Here is a 22,245-nt window from a genome sequence, read left to right as displayed (position 1 = left end):
GCGTTCAAACCGTGCGGTTACACGCCGAGCAGCGGGCGTGCATAGTGATCGACGAGCAGCGCGGCAAACAGCAGCGACAGATAGACGATCGAATAGCGGAAGGCCTTGCGGGCGAGTTCGTCCGAATAGTCGCGATGGATCTTCCACGCATACGCGAGGAACACCGCGCCGAGCAGCACCGCGCTCGTCAGGTAGACGGCCCCGCTCATCCCGGAAATGAACGGCATCAGCGTGACCGCGAACAGGATCACCGTGTACAGCAGGATGTGCAGCCGCGTGAACTTCTCGCCGTGCGTGACGGGAAGCATCGGCAGCCCGGCGTTCTCGTAATCCTTGCGGCGATACAGCGCGAGCACCCAGAAATGCGGCGGCGTCCAGACGAAGATGATCAGCACGAGGATCCACGCGTCGCCCGGCACCGCGCCGGTGACGGCGGCCCAGCCGAGCGCCGGCGGCATCGCGCCCGACGCGCCGCCGATCACGATGTTCTGCGGCGTCATCGGCTTGAGCAGCAGCGTGTAGATCACCGCGTAGCCGACGAACGTTGCGATCGTCAGCCACATCGTCAGCGGGTTCGTGAACGTATAGAGCGTCCATGCGCCGACGCTGCCGAGCACGGCCGAGAACAGCAGGATCTGCGGCGTCGTGATCTCGCCGCGCGCGGACGGACGCCACGCGGTGCGGCGCATCATCGCGTCGATCTTCTGTTCGACGAGACAGTTGATCGCGAACGCGGCGCCGGCCAGCAGCCAGATGCCGACGGTGCCGCCGATCAGCACATGCCACGGCACCATGCCCGGCGTCGCGAGGAACATGCCGATCACCGCGCAGAACACCGCGAGCTGCGTGACACGCGGCTTCGTCAGCGCCATGTACTGGGAAAAGCGGCTACCGGGCGATTGGGAGAGGGTGCTTTGCATGGGGACGGTCACGCCGGGGCGGCGTCGCGCGCAGGCTGCGCGACACGGCCGGGGCGGCTTGAAAGGATGCGAAAGTTTAACATGACGACGAGCAGCAGCAGGACCGCGGCCCCGCCGTTGTGCGCGACGGCGACGGGCAGCGGCCACTGCAGCACGATGTTGGTCAGGCCCGTCACGAACTGCAGCAGGACGACCAGCAGCACGCCGTTCGCGGGCCGCCGCAGCGAGTCGAAGCGGCGCATCTTCAGCGCGAACGCGACCAGATACGCGACCACGACGAACGCGAACGTGCGGTGCGTCCAGTGGATCGCGACCAGCGCGTCCTGCGTGATCGCGTCGCCGTCCTTCGTCATTCCGAGCGCGCGCCACAGGTGGAAGCCGTGCTGGAAGTCCATCGGCGGAATCCACTGGCCGTTGCAGGTCGGGAAGTCGGTGCACGCGAGCACCGCGTAGTTGGTGCTCACCCAGCCGCCGAGCGCGATCTGCACGACCAGCAGCACGAGCGCCGCGAGCGCGGCCGCACGGTAACGCCCGGCCTCGGGATCGTACGACGGCAGCGGCGTCTGCCGCGCCGCGAGCCAGCCCAGCGTGCCGAGCAGCGTGAGGCCGAGCAGCAGGTGGATCGTGACGATCACCGGTTGCAGCTTCATCGTGACCGTCCATGCGCCGAACGCGCCCTGCACGAGGATCAGCAGCAGCAGGCTCGTCGGCCACCACGGCGACACGTGCAGCGGGCGGCGGCGCAGCCGCGCGGCCCATGCGATCACCGTCTGCGCGATGATCAGCACGCCGATCGCCATCGCGAAATAGCGGTGGATCATCTCGATCCACGCCTTCGTCATGCTGACCGGCCCGGTCGGCATCGCCTGGTGCGCGGCCGTGATCGCGGCGTGCGCGATGAACGGCGACGACGTGCCGTAGCAGCCGGGCCAGTCGGGGCAGCCGAGGCCCGAGTCGGTCAGCCGCGTGAAGCCGCCGAACATCACGAGGTCGAGCGTCAGGAACGTGGTGATCCACACGAGCTTGCGGAACTTGTCGTCGTCGGCCTTCACCCACACGTACGACAGCGGCAGCAGCGCGATGCACAAGCCGATCAGGCCGAGTTGCAGTAGATACGACATCGGAATGGTGCCTCGTTCTCTCGCCTTAACCGATGCTCGACCACTTCAGCAGCTTCGTCACGTCCGACTTGATCTTGCTGGGATTCGGGTCTTTCGGGAAACGCATCATCAGGTTGCCGTTCGGGTCGACCATGTAGATGTGGTCGCTGTCCTTCGTGCCGGCATCGGCCGGCAGCCACGCGGCCACCGCGGCCGGATCGGCGACGAGCCGGCGCGTGTCCGGATACGCGTCCAGCACCTTCTGCGGCACCGCGCCCGCATCGCTGCGCAGCCACACCATCGTGATCCGGTGCCGTTCGCCCGCCTGCGTGACGCGGATCTGGCGCATGAAATAGAGCTTCTGCGCGCAGGCGTCGTCGCACGCGCTGCGGTCGGTCATCACGAACAGCCAGACGCCGCGCAGCGACGACAGCGGCACCGTCTTGCCGGTTTCGTCGGTGACCTGCAGATCCGCCGGGATCGGGCGCTGCGGCTCGATCAGCGTGCCGTAGTTCGTCGACCCGCCCTTCGGCTTGATCACGTAATAGGTGAAGTACGACGCGATCATCGGCGCGGCGCACACGAGACCCAGCAGCACGAGCATCCAGCGGCCGCGCTTGCGGGCCGCGGGCGACATCGGCGCAGCGGCCGGACCCTGACGGGGAGATTGCATGGACAAATCAGACCTCTCGAAACGAACCCGCGGCGCCGGCGCCGCGTCCTGGCATGGCGCTCACGCGCCGGCCGACTTCTTCGCCGCACGCCGCGCGGCGTACAGGCCGAAGCCGAGCGCGGCCGCCGCCATCGCCCACCACTGAAACATGTAACCGTAATTGCGCTCGACGCCGGTCGTCGCCGCCGGCCAGTCGCGCACGAGCTTGTCGCCGTCGTCGCTCGTCTGCTGGATCACGAACGGCTGCAGCGGCAGCCCGGTTTCCTTCGCATACGCGGCGACGTCGAGGTTCTGCCGGATCTTCTGATGCGCGGCCGATCCGCCTTCGCCGAGCTCGAACGCGCGCGACGCGTCGGCGCGTGCGATGCCGACGATCTCGATGTCGCCCGCCGGCGTCGCGAACGGCTCGATCGCCGTGCGATCGGCGATGTTGCGCGGCAGCCAGCCGCGGTTCACGAGCACGACGCCGCCGCCCGTGAGTTTAAACGGCATCACGACGTAAAAACCCGGCTGGTCGTTATACGGCCGATTGTCGAGGAACACCGCCTGCTCGGGCATGAAACGGCCCTTTGCCCGCACGCGATGAAACTCGATCGACGCGAGCGGAACCGGCTGCGCGCCGATGTCAACCGGCGCCGCCTGCTCGTAGCGCTCGATGCTCGCCTGCAGCGCCTCCTTCTGGTGCGCGCGGTCGCGCTGCCAGAACCCGAGACGGATCGTGATGGCGACGACGACGAGGATCAACAGCGCGGGCAGCCAGCGGATCTTCATCATGCGGCCCGCCCGGCACCTGCGCGAAAGCGAAGTGCGATAATTATCCTCTTCCTTTCGAATTGCCGTCGTCCGGTTCGTGTCATGCACATACTCGTTCCCATCGCCTTCGTCCTCATCATTGCCAGCATGGGCTCGGCGCTCTACTTCATGATGCACGACCGCGGCCATACGAAGCGCATGGTCTGGTCGCTCGCCACCCGTGTCGGGCTGTCGGTGTCGCTGTTTCTGCTCATCCTGTTCGCGAACTGGATGGGCTGGATCCATTCGACCGGCCTGCCGATCGGGCGTTGATGCCGTTGCCGCGCCGGCCGCTGTGACATTTAGCCGCACGGCCGCGCCACCAAGCAAAAGCGCCGCCTGACTGAGTCGCGGCGGCGCCAGGGTGGTATCGCTCGCGGCTTCGCCGCCGCGCCCACGACACCAATGAAAACGGCCCGCGCATCGCTGCGCGGGCCGTCGTTCCATTTACAGCCAGTAGACGACGACGTACAGGCCGAGCCAGACGACGTCGACGAAGTGCCAGTACCACGCGGCGCCTTCGAAGGCGAAGTGATGATCGGGCTTGAAGTGGCCGCGGATCATCCGCACCAGCACCACCGCGAGCATCGTGCCGCCGAGGAACACGTGGAAGCCGTGGAAGCCGGTCAGCAGGAAGAACGTCGAACCGTACACGCCCGAGTTCAGCGTCAGGTTCAGTTCGTTGTACGCGTGGTAGTACTCGAAGCCCTGCAGGAACAGGAAGCAGATACCGAACACGAGCGTCGCGGCCAGCCACGCGATCGCCTTCTTGCGATGATCGTCGCGCAGCGCGTGGTGCGAGATCGTCAGCGTCACGCCCGACGACAGCAGGAACGCGGTGTTCAGCGTCGGGATCGGCCACGGGCCCATCGTCTTGAAGTGACCGGCGAGCGCGGCGGGGCCTTCGTTCGGCCACACGGCGGAGAAGTCCGGCCAGATCAGCTTGTAGTCGAGGCTGCCGAGCTGGTGCAGCGCGATTTCACGCGCATAGAACAGCGCGCCGAAGAATGCGCCGAAGAACATCACTTCCGAGAAGATGAACCAGCTCATGCTCCAGCGGTACGACTTGTCGACGTTCTTGCCGTAATGACCGCCTTCCGATTCGGCGATCGCGTCGCCGAACCAGTGATACAACGTGAAGAGCAACCACAGCAGGCCGAGCAGCGCCGTAAACGGCGCCCAGTCGTGACCGTTGATCCACAGCGCGGCCGACCCGAGCATGACCAGCAGGCCGATGGCCGCGCTGATCGGATGCTGCGACGGATGCGGCACGAAATAGTACGGGGTCTGGTTTTGACCGCTCATGCTTGATTCTCCACTTCAGTCCAATTTGTGTACCGGAAACCGCTCCGGCTTTATTTCTTGCGCGGCGAGACCGCCACCGCGCTTTCCTGCACGCCGCGCCGTGGCGCCGCGCACTGCATTCTTTCGTCGCCGCGAGCCGCTAGCCGCGCGCCGCCAGCACGCGGTCAACCCACGACGGCACGCACGATCAGGATCAGCACGCCGATGAACACGCCGGCCGCGAGCAACGCGACGATCAGCACGTGCAGCGGATTGAGCTGCGTCGCGTCGGCCTCCAGGTCGCGCCGCTTGCGCACCCCGAAGAACGACCACAGCACCGCTTTCAGCGCCTGACCGAACGTTCCGCTCCGCTTGACTTCCGTCATCGCCCCGTCTCCTTCGTCATGCGTCCGGCTTCGCCGCACCCTGCGCCGCCGTGCTGCGCTGCGCCGGTGCCGGCGTGGCCGGGGTATTCAGCTCGAAGAACGTGTACGACAGCGTGATCGTCTTCACGTCCTTCGGCAATTTCGGGTCGATCACGAACACCACCGGCATCTTGCGCGACTCGTTCGCGGTCAGCGTCTGCTGCGTGAAGCAAAAGCATTCGATCTTCTTGAAGAACTCCGTCGCCTGCTTCGGCGCGTAGCTCGGAATCGCCTGCGCGACGACCGGCCGGCCCTGCCCGTTCGTCACGTCGTACACGATCGTCGTCAGTTCGCCCGGATGCACGTCGAGGCTGTTGTGCTCCGGCTTGAACCCGAGCGGCCCGCGCGCGTTCGCATCGAACTCGACCGACACCGTGCGGCTGTAGTCGACCTGCGAGTTCTTCACCTCGCGCTCGCTGACATCGCGCTGCACCAGGTTGTTGATGCCGGTGATCTGGCAAATCGCCCGATACATCGGGATCAGCGCGAAGCCGAAACCGAACATCAGCCCGGCCACGACGAAGAGCTTCACCAGCATCGAACGATTGAACGCACGATCCACGGCGCCCTCTTCCGGCTTCGACATACGACGACTTCCTCGCTACTGCGTCAGTTACTGCATCAGTGGGTGGACAGCCACCACTGCTTGATCACGACACCCACGAAAAAAACGGCGGCGATGACGAGCAGGGTGAGGCCGAGCCGCTTGTTGCCCGCGCGGATCTGCTCGGGCGTTCGTCTTTCTGGTGGATTCCGGGTCATCTGAAACTTCGCTGAAACTTCCGTTCCGCGCCCGCCGCGCCTGCCTGCGCGGCAGGCAGCGGCGGAACGCTCGGTGAAACTTATTCGACGTGCGGCGGTTGCTCGAACGTGTGGAACGGAGCCGGGCTCGGGACCGTCCACTCGAGGCCCGTCGCGCCATCCCACGGCTTGTCCGACGCCTTTTCCAGCTCGCCGCCGCCACGGTAGGCCGGCAGCGCGACCGCAAACAGGAAGTACACCTGCGCGAGGCCGAAGCCGAATGCGCCGATCGTCGCCACCTGGTTGAAGTCCGTGAACTGCGCCGGGTAGTCCGCATAGCGGCGCGGCATGCCCGCGAGACCGACGAAGTGCATCGGGAAGAACGTCAGGTTGAAGAAGATCATCGACGCCCAGAAGTGGATCTTGCCGCGCGTCTCGTTGTACATCCAGCCCGTCCACTTCGGCGCCCAGTAGTACCAGCCCGAGAACAGCGCGAACAGCGAGCCGGCCACCAGCACGTAGTGGAAGTGCGCGACCACGAAGTAGGTGCCGTGATACTGGATGTCGAGCGGCGCCATCGCGAGCATCAGGCCCGTCAGGCCGCCGAACGTGAACACGAACAGGAAGCCGATCGCGAACAGCATCGGGGTTTCGAACGTCATCGAGCCGCGCCACATCGTCGCGAGCCAGTTGAACACCTTCACGCCCGTCGGCACCGCGATCAGCATCGTCGCGTACATGAAGAACAGCTGGCCGGTGACCGGCATGCCCGTCGCGAACATGTGGTGCGCCCAGACCATGAACGACAGGATCGCGATCGATGCCGTCGCGTACACCATCGAGCTGTAGCCGAACAGCGTCTTGCGTGCGAACGCCGGGATCACCTGCGACACGATCCCGAACGCCGGCAGAATCATGATGTACACCTCGGGGTGGCCGAAGAACCAGAAGATGTGCTGGTACATCACCGGGTCGCCGCCGCCTGCCGCGTTGAAGAACGACGTGCCGAAGTGGCGGTCGAACAGCACCATCGTGATCGCGCCCGCCAGAACCGGCATCACGGCGATCAGCAGGTACGCGGTGATCAGCCACGTCCACGCGAACATCGGCATCTTCATCAGCGTCATGCCCGGTGCGCGCATGTTCAGGATCGTCACGACGATGTTGATCCCGCCCATGATCGACGATGCGCCCATGATGTGGACCGCGAAGATCGCGAAGTCCATGCCCGGGCCCATCTGCGTCGACAGCGGTGCGTACAGCGTCCAGCCGGCAGCCGTCGCGCCGCCCGGCGCGAAGAACGAACCGACCAGCAGCACGGCCGCGACCGGCAGCAGCCAGAAGCTGAAGTTGTTCATCCGCGCGAACGCCATGTCGGATGCGCCGATCTGCAGCGGAATCATCCAGTTCGCGAAGCCGACGAACGCCGGCATGATCGCGCCGAACACCATGATCAGGCCGTGCATCGTCGTGAGTTCGTTGAAGAACTCCGGACGCATGATCTGCAGGCCCGGCTCGAACAGCTCGGCACGGATGCCGAGCGCCATCACGCCGCCCGACAGGAACATGATGAACGAGAACAGCAGGTACAGCGTACCGATGTCCTTGTGGTTGGTGGCGAACAGCCAGCGACGCCAGCCGTGCGGGGCTTCGTGCGCGTGGTCGTCGTGCGCGTGGTCCGCGGCTACGTCGTGCCCGATGCTAGACATGAGAATCTCCTAATGCGAATACGTCGACTAACTCAGCGACACGTCAAGCCGCCGGGCCGATCTCGACACGCCGGGCTTCCTTCGCGTCAGCCCCGCCCGTGATCGTTTCCGGCTTTTTGAGAATAATGTGGTCTTCCGCCACGCCTGCTGCCTTCAGCGCATCGCGCACGGCCTGCGCGCGATGCTTCGCCAGTTCGGCGTTCGCGTCGGCCGAGCCTGTCTTGTCGGTGAAGCCCGACAGCGCGAGCTTCGCGTCCGGATGTGCCTTCGCATAGTCGGCCGCGGCGGCGATCGCCGCCTTCGCGTCGGCCGGCAGCACGCTCTTGCCCGTCTCGAAGTAGATCGTCGACAGCGCGGCCGATGCCGCTGCCGCCGGCTGCTCGGCGCCCGACGCGGCTTGCGCCGGCGCCGAAGCCGCTTCTGCCGGGGCCGCTGCCGTTGCCGCGCCCGCCGTGTCTTCCGGCAGCTTGCCGTTGCGCGCGTCAGCCACTTGCTTCGGCTGCAGCAGGTCGTTCTTGTGGTTGCCCCACGAGTTGCGTTCGTACGTGACGACCGAAGCGATGTCGAGGTCCGACAGCGACGCCCACGACGGCATCGCGCCCTTGCCGTGCAGCACGCGCTCGACGTGCGCGGCGATCGGGCCGTTCACGATCGGGCTGCCGTCCATCGCCGGGAACGCGCCGAGGCCCTTGCCGTTCACCTGGTGGCAGGCCGCGCAGTTCGCCTTGTAGACTTCCTCGCCGTGCGCGACGAGTTCGGCCATCGTGTAGACCTTGTTCGGGTCGACCGCCGCGCTGGCCAGCTTGGCCTTCTGCGCGGTGACCCACTTCGCGTAGTCGTCGTCCGACAGGACTTCGACGACGACCGGCATGTACGCGTGCTCCTTGCCGCACAGCTCGGTACAGAAACCGCGGAACGTGCCGACCTTGTCGGCCTTGAACCACGTGTCGCGCACGAAGCCGGGGATCGCATCCTGCTTCACGCCGAACGCGGGCACGTACCACGAGTGGACGACGTCGTTCGCGGTCGTGATGATGCGGATCTTCTTGTTGACCGGCACGACGAGCGGGTTGTCGACTTCCTGCAGATAGGTGTCGGTGATCGGCTTCTTGCCCATCACTTCGTCGCGCGGAGTGGTCAGCGTCGACAGGAAGCCGATGCCCTCGCCCGGGCCCTTCACGTAGTCGTAGCCCCACTTCCACTGGTAGCCGGTGACCTTGATCGTGAGATCGGCGTTCGTCGTGTCCTTCATCGCGACGACGGCCTTCGTCGCCGGCAGCGCCATCAGCACGACGATGACGAACGGCACGATCGTCCAGATGATCTCGACGGTCGTGCTTTCATGGAAATTGGCGGCCTTGTGGCCCTTGGATTTGCGGTGCGCGAAGATCGAATAGAACATCACGCCGAACACGCCGACGAAGATCACCGTACACAGGATCAGCATCATCGTGTGGAGATCGTAGAGCTCCTCGGCGATCTTCGTGACAGGCGGCTGAAAGTTGATCTCGTTGACACGGGGGCCGCCCGGGCTATCACCGACCGCCAGGGCCGCACCGGCAAAGAGCAATCCGCTGCATGCCAGCACGCCCGTGAGGGCTCGCTTGATTGTTTTCATAGCATCCTTACCCAAAATTTCCATTCAAACCCTCCCCCGTCGCAAGCCACCAGCCTCGTCCGGCCGATGACCGCGCCTCGTCAGCCGCAGCGCCTGAGCGACACGCGCAGCTCGTCGGCGAACTGCGCACGCTTGTACTGCGCGAGATGCTGCCCGATTACGACGGTCTGCCCGCGCGATACCAGCCGAATCGGATCGCGTGGCGTCGCACCCGGCTCGACCCGCACCCAGCGCGGGTTGAATTCGATCTGCGTGAGCCGCTCCGCATCCATCCGCTCGATCACGAGCCGGTGCGGAAACAGCCTGATGCGCTCGTAATCGACCGCATGGCGAGCATAGATCGCAAATGCGACACCCACCGCCAGCAACTCGATTCCGGTAAAGGGCATGACGAGCCAGACCCCTCTCCACAACAGCAACGCCGCGATCGCCAGCGAGAAGCCCGCCAGCGACGCGTAAAACAGCACGAACTGGCGTGGCGACACCGAACAGTTGCGTTTCATGAGCCAGTCTTCGAGGACCGGTTCGCTGTCCGCCGTCTCCGCCAAAACCCTCGCTGCTTCCATCGCCGCCTCACGCGAATGGCATGCGATGCATGCCTGCATCGGACTCGTCGCCCCGTATTGCGGGGACCCCGGGACGACAAGCTGACGCATTATAGGCGGGTTCAATGGCATCCACAAGCAAGCGCCTATCGCCCGCCAAGCCAAGCGCGACAAGCTTTCCGGGCGTTTTGGCCGCCAATTCGACCCCGCTTTGCGCCGCTAATTTCAGACATAACAAAACCCCTCTTTACCGCTTTACCGATTCTTCGGACGCCCCTTGCCGATGTCCTCGATGCGCACGATCCCGTGCCCTTCGGCGGTCGTGCGCGGCACGGCCTTCCACGCGTGGCCGTAGATCACCTCGAACGTCAGCGGAATCGTGCCGTCCTCGCGCCGGCGCGCGTCCAGCGCGTCGCCGAGCGCCGCGCGAAAGCGCCGCGTCGCGTGCTGCGGCGTCACCCGCTCGAACGGATAGGCGCCCCAGCGGCGCACGTCGGCCAGCAGGGAATCGGGGGACTTGTAGGTGACGGTCAGCACTTCCTGGTCCATCACGGGAATCTCGAAGCCGCTCTCGACAAGCATGTCGCCGAGGTCGTGCATGTCGACGAAATCGATCACGCGCGCGGCGGGCGGGGCGATGCCGAGCGCCGCTTCGGCGTCCGCGCAGGCCGCGCGCAGCTCGCGCAGCGTGTCGGGGCCGAGCGTGCTGAACATCAGCAGCCCGTTCACGCGCAGCACGCGCTGCCATTCGGGGAAGACGGTATCGGGACGTGAATGCCAGTGAAGCGCGAGATTCGACCAGATCAGGTCGAACGCGCCGCCCGGGAACGGTAGCGCGGCGAAGTCGGCCTGCGCGACGCGCGGGCCGCGCTGGCCCAGCGCCCGGCCGAGCGACGCCGGCAGCCAGCGGCGCCAGGTGGTCTGCTCGACTTCCCGCTGACCGGCCCGCGCGAGCATCGCGCCGGACAGGTCCACGCCGAACACCGGCGCTTCCGGAAAGCGCGCGCGCAGCGCCGGCAGGTCGTCGCCCGGGCCGCAGCCCGCATCGAGCACGGCCGCGGGGCTCACCTTGATGTATTCGAGGCGCTCGTTCATCCGCTGCGCGATCTCGCGCGGCAGGAACGCAACCGCATCGAACGTGGCGGCACGGCGATCGAAGATCCGCCGCAGGCGCCTGGTGTCATTGGCCGGACGGCCGGTTGAAGTCGAAGCTGGGGACATGTCGGGCACACTGGCGAAGAGCCCGAAGTATACTCGCTCGCCTCGCAAGCTTCATTGAGGCGGCGTGCCAGGAGTGTTGCGATGGTCCGCGGTTCCGCCGAGCGCACGTTGCGCGTCGTTTTGTCGCAGGTTCGAACGCTGGCCGTGCGCGTTGCCGCGGCCACGTTGCCGAATCGCTGCGCGTTGTGCGGCAATTTGTCACACGCCGTGATTTGCGGCGCCTGCGATGCCGCGTACTGGAATGAAGCGCAGCTGCGCTGCGAGGTCTGCGCGCTGCCGCTCGGTGTCGGGCACGCGCGGTCACGCGGTGGCAGTCGCAGCGGCACCGCCCGCGCGGCCGCATACCGGTGCGAAACGTGCCGCACCGCGCCGCCGCCGTTCGACGCGACGCTCGCGCTTGCCGATTACCGCGCGCCGCTCGACGGGCTCGCGCGCGGCCTGAAGTTTCACGCACGGCTCGCGCTCGGTGGTGAATTCGCAGGCCGGCTCGCACGGCTGGTCGACGATACGCGCGGCGCGGGGGGCTTCGACCTCGTCGCGCCGGTGCCGCTGTCGCACCGGCGGCTCGTCGCGCGCGGCTACAACCAGGCGTGGGCGATCGCGCGTCCGCTCGCGCGCCGGCTCGGCGTGCCAGCGGAGGCAGCCTTGCTCACGCGCGTCGCCGACACCGCGCCGCAGTCGCGGCTCGACCGGCACGCACGACGCGACAACGTGATGGCGGCTTTCGCGGTGGCAGGCGGCGTCGCCGGCCGCCACATCGCGCTCGTCGACGACGTGATGACGTCCGGCGCGACGCTCGCGGCGGCCGCGCAGGCGCTGAAGGCGGCGGGCGCCGCGCGCGTGACGAATCTGGTTGCGCTGCGCACCGCCAGGGATTAATTAGATAGAGAGGCCGGCCGCCCGCATGCGGCCGTCACGAACCGGCCAGCCGGATACACGCGCGTTGCGCCGCTCCGGCCGCCCCAGCCAAACCGAAACATGTTCAACGTCGTCCTCGTCGCCCCCGAAATTCCGCCGAACACCGGCAACGTGATCCGCCTGTGTGCGAACACCGGCGCGCATCTGCACCTGATCGAGCCGCTCGGCTTTCCGCTCGACGACGCGCGGATGCGCCGCGCCGGCCTCGACTATCACGAGTATGCGCAGATGCGCGTGCACCGCGACTGGGACGCGTTCGTCGCCGCCGAAACGCCCGATCCCGCGCGGATGTTCGCGTTCACGACGCGCGGCTCGGGCCGCTTCCACGATCATGCGTTCCTGCCCGGCGACTGGTTCGTGTTCGGCTCGGAAACGCGCGGCCTGCCGGCCGAGCTGCTCGAACGCTTCCCGAACGAGCAGCGCGTGCGCCTGCCGATGCGGCCGGACAACCGCAGCCTGAACCTGTCGAACACGGTCGCGGTGGTCGTGTTCGAGGCGTGGCGCCAGGCCGGCTTCGAAGGCGGCGCCTGACACGCGCCGGGCGTAGCCCGCGGCGAAGGCGTCAGGTTCGTGCGAGCCGCGCGCGGTACAGGTCGTAGATGTCGGGGGAAAAGCACGCGAACACCACGCGTGCGAGGTTCGGCGCCTGCGCGAGCATCTCGACGACGGTGCCGACCGCGATGTCGACGGCGGCTTCGGCCGGATAGCGGTAGACGCCGCAACTGATCGCCGGGAACGCGATCGACGTTGCGGCAACCTCCTCGGCCAGCTCGATCGCGCGCCGGTAGCACGACGCGAGCAGCTCGGCCTCGCCGCGCGCGCCGCCGTACCAGACCGGCCCGACCGCGTGGATCACGTAGCGCGCCGGCAACCCGTGGCCGCGCGTGAGCTTCGCGTCGCCGGTGTCGCACCCGCCGAGCGTGCGGCACTCGGCGAGCAGGCCGGGGCCGGCCGCGCGGTGAATCGCGCCGTCGACGCCGCCCCCGCCGAGCAGCGAACCGTTCGCGGCGTTGACGATCGCATCGACATCGAGCGTCGTGATGTCGACGACCTGCGCATCGAGCGTGGTGGAATGGATCTGCAGCATGACAACCTCGCGGAACGCCGAATACTGTTCAAGCGTAGTCCGCTTTGGCGCCGCGCGCCCGGCGCGACCGTGCCGGGCGAACTCGGCCCGTGCTACTCGGCGCGTGCGTCGCGGCGCAGCAGGCCGCTGACGGCGTCGCGCGGTGCGATGCCGTCGAACAGCACGCCGCACACGGCTTGCGTGATCGGCATGTCGATCGATTGCGCGCGCGCGAGCGCCAGCACGGCCTGCGCGCAGCGCACGCCTTCGGCCACGTGGCCGAGCGCGCCGAGGATGTCGTTCAGCGTGCGGCCGGCCGCCAGTTGCAGCCCGACCGTGCGATTGCGCGACAGGTCGCCCGTCGCGGTGAGGATCAGGTCGCCGAGGCCCGTGAGGCCCGTGAAGGTTTCCGCGCGGCCGCCGAGCGCCACGCCGAGCCGCGACATTTCGGCGAGGCCGCGCGTGATCAGCGCGGCACGCGCGTTCAGCCCGAGGCCGAGGCCGTCGGAAATGCCGGTCGCGATCGCCAGCACGTTCTTCACCGCGCCGCCGACCTCGACGCCGACCACGTCGTCGCCCGTATAGATCCGCATCGCGCCGTGGTGGAACGCGGCGAGCGTGCGCTCGCGGCATTCGGCCGACACGCTGGCCACCGTCAACGCGACGGGCAGCGACTGTCCGACCTCGCGCGCGAAGCTCGGGCCCGACAGCACGCCGTTGCTCTGCTGTTCGGGCAGTTCGGCCGCGATCACCTGATGCGGCAGCAGATGCGTGTCGGCCTCGAAGCCCTTGCAGACCCAGACGACGTGCACAGGCACGCAGCCGGCGTCACGCATCGCGTGACACAGCGTGCGCAGCCCGGCCACCGGCGCGGCGATCACGCACAGCGCATCGTCCGCGGCGCCATGCGCGAGCGCGGCGCCGAGATCGGCGTCGTAGCGCAGCGCGTCAGGCAGCGCGATGCCGTCCAGATAGCGGGAATTTTCGTGCCGGGCCTGCAGCCCGGCGATGAGCGCGGCGTCGCGCGCCCACAGAAGCGTATCGTGCCGCGCGGCCAGATGGCCCGCGAGCGCGGTGCCCCAGGCACCGGCGCCGAGAACGGCTACTTTCATACCCAGCACCGGTCCGGAGTGAAACGTCAGTTCAGCGTCGTGCCATTCGGCGCGCCGTTCGGTGCGCCTGCTGCGGCGCCGGCTTGCTGCTGAAGCTGCGCGAGACGCTGCTCGTACAGCGCCTGGAAGTTGATTTCCGCAAGGTGGATCGGCGGGAAGCCGGCGCGCGTGATCGCGTCGGCGATGTTCGAGCGCAGGTACGGGAACAGGATCGTCGGGCATGCGATGCCGACGAGCGGGTCGAGCTGTTCGTCCGGAATGTTGCGGATGTCGAAAATGCCGGCCTGCTTCGCTTCGATCAGGAATGCGACCTTGTCCTTCACCTTCGCGGTGACGGTACCCGACACGACGACTTCGAACACGCTTTCCGCGAGACGGTCGGCCTTGACGTCGACTTCGACTTCAACCGACGGCATGTCCTGCTCGAGGAAGATCGCCGGCGAATTCGGCTGCTCGAGCGACATATCCTTCAGGTAGACGCGCTGGATGTTGAAGAACGGTTGGTTTTCGACGTCGGACATGGTGTTTCCCTAAAAGTGGTGACGGGGCGGCCCGGCTGTTCGCCGGCCGCCACGGATGAATCCTGCGCGCCCGACCCGCGGCGCGGCCGGCGGCCATTCTGCCCTAATCAGGCCGCTTGCAGAAGCGGCACGAGGCCGCCTTCGCGGTCGAGCTTCGACAGATCGTCGTAGCCGCCGACGTGCGTGTCGCCGATATAGATCTGCGGCACCGTGCGGCGCCCCGTGCGCGTCATCATTTCCTCGCGGCGGGCCGGATCGCGATCGATCAGCACCTTTTCGATCTGCTCGACGCCGCGCAGCTTCAGCAGGCGCTCGGCCTGCATGCAATACGGACACACCTGCGTGCTGTACATCAAAACCTTGTTCACTTCGCCACTCCTTGTTTGACGACCGGCATCCCGGCCTGCTGCCAGGCGGCCACGCCGCCTTCGAGCACGTGCACCTCGGCGTAGCCCGCCGCCTCGACCTCGCGTGCCGCCTTCTGCGACTGCTGGCCATTCTGGCAGACGAGCAGCACCGGGGTGCTCTTGTTCTTCGCGACCTGCGCAATTTTCGCGCCGATCTCGCCCGCCGCGACCTGGCGCGCCGACGGCAGGTGGCCGGCGGCGAAATCGGAGGCGGCACGCAGGTCGATCACGACCGCGTTGCGGCGATTGATGAGCTGCGTCGCTTCCGCAGCCGACAGCCCGCCGCGGCCGCGGCGCAGGGCCGGCCATGCCAGCAGGCCGCCGGAAACCAGCAGGATCGCGATAAGGGCCAGGTTCGTGTAATTGGTAAAGAACGTCACGGAATGCCGCCGGAAAAAGAGAAATCGGATGAAGACAATCCTGCCATTATAAAATAACCGTCTTGCGCGATGTCGGGCCCCGGTTCGGTCCCGTGCGGCGCGCCCCGCTTCCCATCACTACCGACCGCAAGATCCATGTACAAACTCGTTCTCATCCGCCACGGCGAATCGACGTGGAACAAGGAAAACCGCTTCACCGGCTGGGTCGACGTCGACCTGACCGAACAGGGTCGCAACGAGGCCTACCAGGCCGGCGAACTGCTCAAGGAGGCCGGCTACACGTTCGACATCGCGTACACGTCGGTGCTCAAGCGCGCGATCCGCACGCTGTGGCACGTGCAGGACAAGATGGACCTGATGTACCTGCCGGTCGTCCATTCGTGGCGCCTGAACGAACGCCACTACGGCGCGCTGTCGGGCCTGAACAAGGCGGAAACGGCCGCCAAGTTCGGCGACGAGCAGGTGCTCGTGTGGCGCCGCAGCTACGACACGCCGCCGCCCGCGCTCGAGCCGACCGACGAGCGCGCGCCGTTCAACGACCCGCGCTATGCGAAGGTGCCGCGCGAGCAGCTGCCGCTCACCGAGTGCCTGAAGGACACGGTCGCGCGCGTGCTGCCGCTGTGGAACGAGTCGATCGCGCCGGCGGTGCGCGCCGGCAAGCAGGTGCTGATCGCCGCGCACGGCAACTCGCTGCGCGCGCTGATCAAGTACCTCGACGGCATCTCGGACAGCGACATCGTCGGCCTGAACATCCCGAACGGCGTGCCGCTCGTGTACGAACTCGACGAGAACCTGAAGCCGATCAAGCACTATTACCTCGGCGACCAGGACGCGATCGCGCAGGCGCAAGCCGCCGTCGCGAAGCAGGGCAAGGCGGGCTGACGCCCGGCGCGGCGAGCAGGCCGCGTTCCGGCGCGGCGTGCCGGGCCCCGGCCCGCACGCCGCGCGAACCTTCCCGGCCCCGCTGCGGTCGAACCCGCTTTCGAACCCCGCAGCGCGCCTGGCGGTGCCCCGCCGGGGCCTCTGCGGCCTTTTCGACGCTTTTCGCGCCGTTCCACTGAGTTATCGGACGAACAGTTATACTTGTCCGCTACATCCCCGCTACCGCCACGCGCTTCCCGACCGCACCAGACTCTCTATGCGAATGAATTTGAAGAACATCGGCCTGATTGCCGCGGGCCTCGCCACGGGCGTGTTCGCCACGCTGCAGGTTTCCGCATCGGCCGAGCAGACCGCCACGGCGCCGCTTCCCCTCGACCAGCTCCGCCTGTTCGCGGAAGTATTCGGGCAGATCAAGCGCGAGTACGTCGAACCGGTCGACGACAAGAAGCTGCTGACGGCGGCGATCAAGGGCATGGTGTCGAGCCTCGATCCGCACTCGTCGTTCCTCGACAAGACCGACTATGACGAGCTGCAGGAGCAGACGAAGGGCCGCTTCGCGGGCCTCGGCATCGAGATCTCGCAGGAAGACGGCCTCGTCAAGGTGATCTCGCCGATCGAGGATACTCCCGCGTTCCGCGCCGGCATCCGTCCGGGCGACCTGATCACGCGCATCAACGACAAGCCGGTGCGCGGCATGACGCTCGACAAGGCCGTCAAGCAGATGCGCGGCGAGCCGGGCACCAAGGTCACGCTGACGATCTTCCGCAAGAGCGACGACCGCACGTTCCCGGTCACGGTCACGCGCGCGATCATCAAGGTCCAGAGCGTGAAGATGAAGATGCTCGATCCGGGCTATGCGTATGTCCGCATCACGAGCTTCCAGGAGCGCACGACGCCCGATCTCGCGCAGAAGCTGCAGGACATCGCGCGCCAGCAGCCGAACCTGAAGGGCCTCATCCTCGACCTGCGCAACAACGGCGGCGGCCTGCTGCAGAGCGCGGTCGGCGTGGCCGGCGCGTTCCTGCCGCCCGACTCGGTCGTCGTGTCGACCAACGGCCAGATCCCCGATTCGAAGCAGGTCTACCGCGATACGTACGACAACTATCGCCTGCCGTCCTTCGACGGCGATCCGCTGAAGAACCTGCCGCCGGTCTTCAAGACCGTGCCGATGATCGTGCTGACGAACGCGTATTCGGCGTCCGCGTCGGAAATCGTCGCCGGTGCGCTGCAGGATTCGAAGCGCGCGCAGATCATGGGCAAGACGACGTTCGGCAAGGGTTCGGTGCAGACGGTCCGCCCGATGACGGCCGACACCGCGCTGCGCCTGACCACCGCGTACTACTACACGCCGAGCGGCCGTTCGATCCAGAACAAGGGCATCACGCCGGACGTGCCGGTCGATCAGTACGCGGACGGCGATCCGGACGACGTGCTCGTGACGCGCGAGGTCGACTACACGAACCACCTCGCGAACACGCAGGATCCGAACGAGAAGAAGGAACAGGAAGAGCGCGAGCAGCGCCGGATGGATCAGCTGCGCGTTCTGGAAGAACAGAACGACAAGAAGACGCCGGAGCAGCGCCAGAAGGATCGCGATCGCAAGCCGATCGAGTTCGGCAGCGCCGACGACTTCATGATGCAGCAGGCGCTCAACAAGCTCGAAGGCAAGCCGGTCCAGGAATCGAAGTCGCTGCTCGCCGAGAGCACGGCGAAGAGCCCGGCCGCCAAGGCAGCCGCGAAGGCATCGGGCGCCAGCGCCGCGAAGCCGGCTTCCGCACCGAAGCCGGCATCCGCGCCGAAGTAAGCGCCAGCCGGCATCCAACGGGCCATCGCGGGAAGACCGCGATGGCCCGTTTTTCATGCGCGCCTAAAATAACGAACGTCCGCCCGCCTCGCTCACGCCTCCCCATGAACGACGATCAACTCCTTCGCTACTCCCGCCACATCCTCGTCGACGAGATCGGCATCGAGGCGCAGCAGCGCTTTCTCGACGCGCATGCGATCGTCGTCGGCGCGGGCGGCCTCGGCTCGCCGGCCGCGATGTATCTCGCGGCCTCGGGGGTCGGCACGCTCACGCTCGTCGACGCCGATACGGTCGACCTCACGAACCTGCAGCGGCAGATCCTGCACGTGACGGCATCGGTCGGCCGCAGCAAGGTCGAATCGGGGCGCGACGCGCTCGCGCAACTGAATCCCGAGGTGACGGTGAACGCGGTCGCGGAACGCGTCGACGACGCGTGGCTCGACGCACACGTGCCGCACGCGAGCGTCGTGCTCGACTGCACCGACAACTTCGCGACGCGGCATGCGATCAACCGCGCGTGCGTCGCGCACGGCGTGCCGCTCGTGTCGGGCGCCGCGCTGCGCTTCGACGGCCAGATCAGCACGTTCGACTTCCGCGACGCGGCCGCGCCCTGCTATGCGTGCGTGTTTCCGGAAGACCAGCCGTTCGAGGAAGTCGCGTGCTCGACGATGGGCGTGTTCGCGCCCACCGTCGGGATCATCGGCGCGATGCAGGCGGCCGAGGCGCTGCGCGTGATCGGCGGCATCGGCAAGACACTCAACGGGCGGCTGATGATGCTCGATTCGCTGCGGATGGAATGGACGACGATGAAAATCGCGCGCCAGGCCGACTGCCCCGTATGCGGGGGCCGGCACTGACGCGCGACGGGCATGCGCCGAACGCGCATGCGTGACACTTCGCTACAGTTAGCGACGCCGAAAACGCCTACGCGGCCGCGTCTGCCCGCGGCTCGGCGACCGCCAGCCGCTGCAGCGCCGCCTGCACTTCCTCCGGCTCGAACGCGGCCAGCACGTCGGCCGTCGGCTTCTCGAGCGCCTTCAGGTGCGCGCGCAGGATCTCCTGCTTCACGACGAGCAACTGGCTCGGGTGCATCGAGAACTCGGTGAGCCCCATCCCGAGCAACAGGCGCGTGAGCGCCGGGTCGCCCGCCATCTCCCCGCACACCGACACCGACACGCCCGCGCGCTTCGCTTCGCGCAAGGTGTACGCGATCAGGTGCAGCACCGCCGGATGCAGCGGGTCGTACAGATGCGCGACCGCGTTGTCGGCGCGATCGATCGCGAGCGTGTACTGGATCAGGTCGTTCGTGCCGATCGACAGGAAATCGAAGCGCTTCAGGAACAGCGGCAGCGCGATCGCCGCGGCCGGGATCTCGATCATCGCGCCGAGGCGCACGTTCGGATCGTAAGCGAGTCCCGCGTCGTCGAGCTGGCGTTTCGCCTCGCGGATCAGGTCGAGCGTCTGGTCGATCTCCTGCGCGTGCGCGAGCATCGGGATCAGGATCTTCACCTGGCCGAACGCGGACGCGCGCAGGATCGCGCGCAACTGCGTGAGGAACATCTGTGGCTCGGACAGGCTCCAGCGGATCGCGCGCAGCCCGAGCGCCGGGTTCGGCGCCGTTTCGTAGCCTTCGTCGAGCGCCTCGAGCGGCTTGTCGGCGCCGACGTCGATCGTGCGGATCGTCACCGGCATGCCCTTCATCCACTCGACGGCCCGCTTGTACGCGGCGAACTGCTCCTCCTCTTCCGGCATCTCCTTCTCGTGCATGAACAGGAACTCGGAGCGGAACAGGCCGACGCCGACCGCGCCGGCCTCGACGGCCGCCTTCGCGTCATCGGGCAGCTCGATGTTCGCGTACAGGTCGATCTTCGTGCCGCACAGCGTTTGCGTCGGCGAGAATTTCAGACGCTGCAGCTTGCGTTGCTCCAGCAGCTTCTCGGACTGGCGGTACGAATATTCCTCGAGGACGATCGGCGCCGGATCGACGATCACGATGCCCTGGTCGCCGTCGACGATGATCAGGTCGTCCTGGCGGATCAGCGAACTCGCATGCTGCACGCCGACCGCGGCCGGAATGCCGAGGCTGCGCGCGACGATCGCCGTGTGCGACGTGCGCCCGCCGAGATCGGTGACGAACGCCTGGAACGACTGCGTCTTGAACTGCATCATGTCGGCCGGCGCGATGTCGTGCGCGACGACGATCATGTCGTTCGTGCCGTTCCTGGCCGCGCCGTCGAGCGCCTGCGACGCGGACGGCGCACCGGCGAGCGCCTTCAGCACGCGCTCGACCACCTGCTCGATGTCGGCCTTGCGCTCGCGCAGGTATTCGTCCTCGATGTCGTCGAAATGGCGCGTCAGCAGTTCGAGCTGCTCGGTCAGCGCCCATTCGACGTTGTAGCGGCGCGTGCGGATCAGGTCGATGGTTTCCTGCACGAGCATCTCGTCGCTCAGGATCATCGTGTGGACGTCGATGAATGCACCGACTTCGCTCGGGGTGTCGTCGGTCAGGTCGGCGCGCAGCGCTTCGAGCTCGCGACGCACGACGTCGAGCGCCGTGCGGAATCGCTCCACTTCGGCGTCGGTCCGGTTGGCCTCGATCAGGTAATGGGCGACGTCAAGCGCCGCCGGCGCGATCAGATACGCTCGCCCGATCGCGATACCTCGTGAGACGGGAATGCCATGCAGCGTGAAGGACACGCGCACCTCCTCTGTACAAGTAAAGCCGCGGCACACTGCTGCGATGCGCTTATGACCCCGGTTAGCGATTATAAATTCCGCGACTCCCTGCTGACTGCATGCAGCGCAGCATTGCGCATTCCGCATCAATGCTTCCGACGAAAAAAATGCCGCGACATCCGCGGCATTCTGACTGGAAACGGCAATGATTCCGCGTGGCGATCACTGGCCTTCGCCGAACTTGTCGGCGATCAGCTTCAGCAGCGCATCCATCGCTTCCCGCTCGTCGGGCCCTTCCGTCTCGATCGTCACGGTGCTGCCGATACCGGCCGCCAGCATCATCACGCCCATGATGCTCTTCGCATTGATCTTGCGCCCGTTGCGTGTCATCCAGACTTCCGACTGGAAGTTGCCGGCCAGTTGCGTAAGCTTGGCCGATGCGCGTGCATGGAGCCCCAATTTATTGACGATGGTGGTTTCTTGTTGAAGCATGATTCTCGGTCGGGTCGGTCGAGGCCGCCGGCGACGGGCGTCGGCGGGTCAGTCTAAAACGGAAAACGGGGCGGTCAGTGCGATTCGGTGCGCGGCTGCGGTTCGGGCGGAATCGGCGCGCACTGGCCGCAGCCGGTTTCCGACGGCGGCGGCGGCGTGCCGGCCGACACCTCGTGGACACCCTTCGCGCCGCCGGACAGCGCCTTGTCGACCAGCTTGTCGAGCGGCACCGTGCGGTAGCAGACGGCCCGCACGAGCATCGGCAGGTTCACGCCGGCCAGCACGCGCACGTTGTCGAGCTTCGCGAGCTGGCCTGCGATGTTCGCGGGCGTCGCGCCGTACATGTCGGTCAGCACGACCACGCCGTTCTCTTCCTTGAGCCGCGCGAGTTCCGCGTGCGCAAAGGCCATCACCTGGGCCGGATCGCTGTCCGCCGTCACGTCGATGCAGCCGATGCGGGCGGGCACGCCGCCGTAGATGTGCGCGATGCAGTCCCGCAGCGCGGTGGCGAGCGGAGCGTGCGCGATGATCAGGATTCCGGCCATGTCAGATCGCCCCCGGCCGCCCCTGGCGGGCCGATACCCCGCGGCGGGGCAATGAGCGTAGCGAGTGTGGGGAACGTTTCATGTTCAGCCTTGCAACAGTGTCGGCCCGACCGCCGGGCCTTCGGTGCGCCGATCACGGCACCGGGCAAGCGGGCATTGTAGCAGGCCGGTCAAGCTGCTCCGGCGACGGGGGACCTGCGCGGCCGCCGCCGGGGTTGCGCGGGAAACGGGTCGGGCCTACGCGGCGGCACGCTCCAGCGCGTCGATGAACATCGCGGCGACGTCGAAGCCCGTCTGCTCCATGATCTCGCGGAAGCACGTCGGGCTCGTGACGTTCACCTCGGTCAGCCAGTCGCCGATCGCGTCGAGCCCGACCAGCAGCAGCCCGCGCGACGCCAGCACGGGCCCGAGCGT

26 protein-coding genes and 1 pseudogene are annotated in these 22,245 nt (G+C 66.9%); 6 read left to right on the top strand and 21 right to left on the bottom strand.

Going from position 1 to position 22,245, the window contains the following annotated elements:
* Window positions 1–17: 17 nt before the first annotated feature.
* Genes cyoE through H3O04_RS13740 form a run of 4 tightly spaced genes read right to left on the bottom strand, consistent with a single transcriptional unit; the run spans window position 18 to window position 3,464 of the window.
* Entirely contained in the window at window positions 18–920 is a 903-nt protein-coding gene (gene cyoE / locus H3O04_RS13755) for a heme o synthase (RefSeq protein WP_006477738.1), read from the bottom strand.
* A gap of 8 nt (window positions 921–928) precedes the next feature.
* Window positions 929–2,041 carry a COX15/CtaA family protein gene (locus tag H3O04_RS13750; RefSeq protein ID WP_105798384.1) on the bottom strand — a complete coding sequence of 371 codons (1,113 nt, stop codon included), beginning with the start codon at window positions 2,039–2,041 and terminating at the stop codon, window positions 929–931.
* A 25-nt stretch (window positions 2,042–2,066) separates the two neighbouring features.
* Complete coding sequence (locus tag H3O04_RS13745) at window positions 2,067–2,693, bottom strand: SCO family protein (RefSeq protein ID WP_006477737.1); 627 nt, start codon at window positions 2,691–2,693, stop codon at window positions 2,067–2,069.
* A gap of 60 nt (window positions 2,694–2,753) precedes the next feature.
* Window positions 2,754–3,464, bottom strand: a complete 711-nt coding sequence (locus H3O04_RS13740; RefSeq protein ID WP_237666281.1) for an SURF1 family protein — start codon at window positions 3,462–3,464, stop codon at window positions 2,754–2,756.
* Window positions 3,465–3,548: 84 nt separating this feature from the next.
* On the opposite strand from H3O04_RS13740, the gene H3O04_RS13735 reads away from it, so the two are divergent.
* Window positions 3,549–3,758, top strand: coding sequence for a twin transmembrane helix small protein (locus H3O04_RS13735; protein ID WP_006477735.1), 210 nt, complete (start codon window positions 3,549–3,551; stop codon window positions 3,756–3,758).
* A 174-nt stretch (window positions 3,759–3,932) separates the two neighbouring features.
* Here the strand turns inward: H3O04_RS13735 and H3O04_RS13730 are convergent, their stop codons facing one another.
* From H3O04_RS13730 to H3O04_RS13695, 8 genes are all read right to left on the bottom strand, one after another.
* The gene (locus tag H3O04_RS13730) at window positions 3,933–4,790 is read right to left on the bottom strand and encodes a cytochrome c oxidase subunit 3 (protein WP_006477734.1); all 858 of its coding nucleotides are present in this window, start codon (window positions 4,788–4,790) and stop codon (window positions 3,933–3,935) included.
* A gap of 164 nt (window positions 4,791–4,954) precedes the next feature.
* Window positions 4,955–5,155, bottom strand: a complete 201-nt coding sequence (locus tag H3O04_RS13725) for a DUF2970 domain-containing protein (RefSeq protein WP_011546273.1) — start codon at window positions 5,153–5,155, stop codon at window positions 4,955–4,957.
* Window positions 5,156–5,171: 16 nt separating this feature from the next.
* Window positions 5,172–5,780, bottom strand: a complete 609-nt coding sequence (locus H3O04_RS13720; RefSeq protein ID WP_012329268.1) for a cytochrome c oxidase assembly protein — start codon at window positions 5,778–5,780, stop codon at window positions 5,172–5,174.
* Between the two features lie 35 nt (window positions 5,781–5,815).
* On the bottom strand, window positions 5,816–5,956 hold the full coding sequence (locus tag H3O04_RS13715; protein WP_011546274.1) for a cytochrome oxidase small assembly protein: 141 nt from the start codon (window positions 5,954–5,956) through the stop codon (window positions 5,816–5,818).
* Between the two features lie 80 nt (window positions 5,957–6,036).
* Complete coding sequence (gene ctaD, locus H3O04_RS13710; protein ID WP_006477731.1) at window positions 6,037–7,644, bottom strand: cytochrome c oxidase subunit I; 1,608 nt, start codon at window positions 7,642–7,644, stop codon at window positions 6,037–6,039.
* Window positions 7,645–7,687: 43 nt separating this feature from the next.
* The gene (gene coxB, locus H3O04_RS13705) at window positions 7,688–9,286 is read right to left on the bottom strand and encodes a cytochrome c oxidase subunit II (protein ID WP_006477730.1); all 1,599 of its coding nucleotides are present in this window, start codon (window positions 9,284–9,286) and stop codon (window positions 7,688–7,690) included.
* A gap of 56 nt (window positions 9,287–9,342) precedes the next feature.
* Entirely contained in the window at window positions 9,343–9,867 is a 525-nt protein-coding gene (locus tag H3O04_RS13700; RefSeq protein ID WP_011546277.1) for a DUF2244 domain-containing protein, read from the bottom strand.
* 195 nt (window positions 9,868–10,062) lie between these two features.
* Window positions 10,063–11,028 (bottom strand): methyltransferase domain-containing protein, encoded by a 966-nt coding sequence (locus H3O04_RS13695; RefSeq protein ID WP_077218567.1) that lies wholly within the window; start codon window positions 11,026–11,028, stop codon window positions 10,063–10,065.
* 81 nt (window positions 11,029–11,109) lie between these two features.
* Here H3O04_RS13695 and H3O04_RS13690 point away from each other — a divergent pair, with 81 nt between their 5' ends.
* Together H3O04_RS13690 and trmL are read left to right on the top strand one after the other, a co-directional pair.
* The gene (locus tag H3O04_RS13690; protein WP_202587888.1) at window positions 11,110–11,907 is read left to right on the top strand and encodes a ComF family protein; all 798 of its coding nucleotides are present in this window, start codon (window positions 11,110–11,112) and stop codon (window positions 11,905–11,907) included.
* A 99-nt stretch (window positions 11,908–12,006) separates the two neighbouring features.
* Window positions 12,007–12,477 carry a tRNA (uridine(34)/cytosine(34)/5-carboxymethylaminomethyluridine(34)-2'-O)-methyltransferase TrmL gene (trmL, locus tag H3O04_RS13685; protein WP_006477726.1) on the top strand — a complete coding sequence of 157 codons (471 nt, stop codon included), beginning with the start codon at window positions 12,007–12,009 and terminating at the stop codon, window positions 12,475–12,477.
* A gap of 31 nt (window positions 12,478–12,508) precedes the next feature.
* Here trmL and H3O04_RS13680 read toward each other — a convergent pair whose 3' ends face one another.
* The 5 genes from H3O04_RS13680 to H3O04_RS13660 form a co-directional block, all read right to left on the bottom strand.
* Window positions 12,509–13,033 (bottom strand): O-acetyl-ADP-ribose deacetylase, encoded by a 525-nt coding sequence (locus H3O04_RS13680; RefSeq protein ID WP_027807188.1) that lies wholly within the window; start codon window positions 13,031–13,033, stop codon window positions 12,509–12,511.
* Window positions 13,034–13,125: 92 nt separating this feature from the next.
* Window positions 13,126–14,124: an NAD(P)H-dependent glycerol-3-phosphate dehydrogenase gene (locus tag H3O04_RS13675; protein ID WP_202587887.1), complete on the bottom strand. Its 999-nt coding sequence runs from the start codon at window positions 14,122–14,124 to the stop codon at window positions 13,126–13,128.
* Window positions 14,125–14,150: 26 nt separating this feature from the next.
* Window positions 14,151–14,645 carry a protein-export chaperone SecB gene (secB, locus tag H3O04_RS13670; protein WP_006477723.1) on the bottom strand — a complete coding sequence of 165 codons (495 nt, stop codon included), beginning with the start codon at window positions 14,643–14,645 and terminating at the stop codon, window positions 14,151–14,153.
* A 107-nt stretch (window positions 14,646–14,752) separates the two neighbouring features.
* A complete protein-coding gene (grxC, locus tag H3O04_RS13665) occupies window positions 14,753–15,013 on the bottom strand; it encodes a glutaredoxin 3 (protein ID WP_006477722.1) in 261 nt (86 codons plus the stop codon).
* Window positions 15,010–15,432, bottom strand: a complete 423-nt coding sequence (locus H3O04_RS13660) for a rhodanese-like domain-containing protein (protein WP_006481558.1) — start codon at window positions 15,430–15,432, stop codon at window positions 15,010–15,012. The genes grxC and H3O04_RS13660 overlap by 4 nt, the downstream gene beginning before the upstream one ends.
* A 135-nt stretch (window positions 15,433–15,567) precedes the next feature.
* Between H3O04_RS13660 and gpmA the strand changes: the two genes are divergently transcribed.
* The 3 genes from gpmA (at window position 15,568) to H3O04_RS13645 (ending at window position 18,975) form a co-directional block, all read left to right on the top strand.
* Entirely contained in the window at window positions 15,568–16,314 is a 747-nt protein-coding gene (gpmA, locus tag H3O04_RS13655; RefSeq protein ID WP_012329275.1) for a 2,3-diphosphoglycerate-dependent phosphoglycerate mutase, read from the top strand.
* A 256-nt stretch (window positions 16,315–16,570) separates the two neighbouring features.
* Window positions 16,571–18,118 carry a S41 family peptidase gene (locus H3O04_RS13650; protein WP_011546283.1) on the top strand — a complete coding sequence of 516 codons (1,548 nt, stop codon included), beginning with the start codon at window positions 16,571–16,573 and terminating at the stop codon, window positions 18,116–18,118.
* Window positions 18,119–18,222: 104 nt separating this feature from the next.
* Window positions 18,223–18,975 carry a HesA/MoeB/ThiF family protein gene (locus H3O04_RS13645; protein ID WP_006487067.1) on the top strand — a complete coding sequence of 251 codons (753 nt, stop codon included), beginning with the start codon at window positions 18,223–18,225 and terminating at the stop codon, window positions 18,973–18,975.
* Window positions 18,976–19,042: 67 nt separating this feature from the next.
* Here H3O04_RS13645 and ptsP read toward each other — a convergent pair whose 3' ends face one another.
* The 4 genes and pseudogenes from ptsP to H3O04_RS13625 all read right to left on the bottom strand — a co-directional run.
* Complete coding sequence (gene ptsP, locus H3O04_RS13640) at window positions 19,043–20,815, bottom strand: phosphoenolpyruvate--protein phosphotransferase (protein WP_027807186.1); 1,773 nt, start codon at window positions 20,813–20,815, stop codon at window positions 19,043–19,045.
* Between the two features lie 201 nt (window positions 20,816–21,016).
* Window positions 21,017–21,286: an HPr family phosphocarrier protein gene (locus H3O04_RS13635; RefSeq protein ID WP_006477716.1), complete on the bottom strand. Its 270-nt coding sequence runs from the start codon at window positions 21,284–21,286 to the stop codon at window positions 21,017–21,019.
* 74 nt (window positions 21,287–21,360) lie between these two features.
* The gene (locus tag H3O04_RS13630; protein WP_006477715.1) at window positions 21,361–21,831 is read right to left on the bottom strand and encodes a PTS sugar transporter subunit IIA; all 471 of its coding nucleotides are present in this window, start codon (window positions 21,829–21,831) and stop codon (window positions 21,361–21,363) included.
* Between the two features lie 237 nt (window positions 21,832–22,068).
* A pseudogene (locus H3O04_RS13625) lies at window positions 22,069–22,245 on the bottom strand (glutathione synthase); the annotation flags it as partial.

This window comes from Burkholderia sp. KCJ3K979, from assembly GCF_016759955.1.
GTDB lineage: Bacteria > Pseudomonadota > Gammaproteobacteria > Burkholderiales > Burkholderiaceae > Burkholderia > Burkholderia orbicola.
Note: the sequence above shows the minus strand (reverse complement) of the source record. Positions and strands in the feature narration are given on the sequence as shown.